This window comes from Arthrobacter sp. SPT-J7 (assembly GCF_059089965.1).
In genome coordinates this window covers 1-1,607 of the sequence record NZ_JBNHFF010000404.1, presented here as the reverse complement: position 1 = coordinate 1,607, position 1,607 = coordinate 1, and the positions used below count along the sequence as shown (strand labels likewise).

Here is a 1,607-nt window from a genome sequence, read left to right as displayed (position 1 = left end):
TTGTCATGACCAAGTACCTAACCACCCGGTTCCAAAAGATGCCGCGTGTAAGTATCCCTAAGAATACTTTTGAAGTACCGGGTACTCGTGTTTGGGCTTTGGAGGGCCCGTAGTTTGGACACACCGGCGGGCTATGCAGCGGCTCCTGGAACACCTAACTCCGAGGAGATGCACCTTGAGACCCCTCGCTACTACCGGACACCCGGAAAAGACACTCGGAGCCGCCGATAGCGCTGCCTGCAGCGTCTGTCCTACGCCGGCGGGGCCCTTGGAGCGGAAGGGACATCCCCGGGCCAAAAACAGCATTTCACTTACGACAGGGGAAACGCGATGACTCAGTTATCAACGGGGACCAAAGACCAGGCTGCTCACGCCGCCACGGAGATGACCTCATGCCGTACTCTGTGATGTCCATGAGCGCCTTCGTGTCGGCGGAGGCCGCACAGTCGGCGCTCCACGTGGGGGGACGATTCCTGCTCATGGTCTCGATGATGTTGTTCTTGGCCTACGCGCTCTTCATGATCAGCGCCGTCGTGGTGTCAGGCCTTCTGAACACGACTCGTTCCGTCCGCCGGCGCCTCGTATACAGCAGGCCGGTCGCGTCGAGCGCTCCGCAGTCTGCGACGCCGATGCGGCAGGTCAGCTCCACGGCCAAGCGCCATGGAGCACGGGTGTCGGGAACATAGACCATGATTCTCCTGAACGATCAGCGCATCGACTTCGTCCTGACCCTGGCCGTGAGCCTGGTTCTCCTGTCGGTTCTGTACGGTGTGCTGATGCTCGTGCTGTCCCGGTTCGAACCGGCGTACGCGCGACGTCGAGCGGTAACCTTCCCAGCAACCGCCGAGAAAGCAGTCATCTTCGTGGTGCCCTGTCTCAACGAGGAGCGGGTCCTCGCCGCCAGTCTCGATCGGCTCGTGGAGATGGACTACCCGCGGATGCAGGTCCTGGTGATCGATGACGGTTCTGACGACGGCACAGCGGCCATCGTGCAAGCCAACCCCGATCCCCGGGTCAGCCTGCTGCAACGACGACTGCCGACCGCCCGCCAGGGTAAGGGCGAAGCGCTTAACGCGGCGATCCGGCACATCCGCTCCGGGGCGCTTGGCGCCTACACCGATCCCTCGGATGTCGTCGTCTGCGTCGTGGACGCCGACGGGAGGATGGAGCCGCAGGCGCTGGACGAGGTGATTCCGCTCTTCGTCGATCCCCGGCTGGGTGCCGTCCAGATCGGGGTCCGGATTAACAACCGCCGCCAGAACCTGCTGGCACGGATGCAGGATATCGAGTTCGTGCTCTACACCGAGGTTTTCCAACGCGCTCGCCGGCACCTGGGGAGCGTGGGGTTGGGTGGCAACGGGCAGTTCGTGAGGCTCTCGGCCCTCATCAGCCTCGGCCCCGCACCCTGGTCCAGGAGCCTCGCCGAGGACCTCGACCTCGGCGTGCGGCTGCTGATCAGGGGGTGGAATATCGAGTTCTGCTCCACCTCGGCCGTGCATCAGCAAGGTCTCGTGGACGTCCGGCGCTGGGTCAAACAACGGACCAGGTGGTTCCAGGGGCACCTGCAGGCTTGGACTCTGGTCCCCTGGGTGCTGCGGGACCTAACG

2 protein-coding genes are annotated in these 1,607 nt (G+C 63.5%); both read left to right on the top strand.

Annotation, left to right across the window (positions count from 1 at the left end; all coding sequences use genetic code 11):
• The first annotated feature begins 392 nt into the window (after positions 1-392).
• The gene (locus tag AC5RWX_RS33070; protein WP_494100391.1) at positions 393-686 is read left to right on the top strand and encodes a hypothetical protein; all 294 of its coding nucleotides are present in this window, start codon (positions 393-395) and stop codon (positions 684-686) included.
• A 3-nt stretch (positions 687-689) separates the two neighbouring features.
• The coding region (locus tag AC5RWX_RS33065) for a glycosyltransferase (RefSeq protein ID WP_494100390.1) at positions 690-1,607 on the top strand (918 nt) is incomplete at its 3' end.

Excerpts from the sequence above, each read along its gene's own strand:
- AC5RWX_RS33070 (WP_494100391.1), top strand. The coding sequence starts at position 393 with ATGCCGTACTCTGTGATGTCCATGAGCGCCTTCGTGTCGGCGGAGGCC.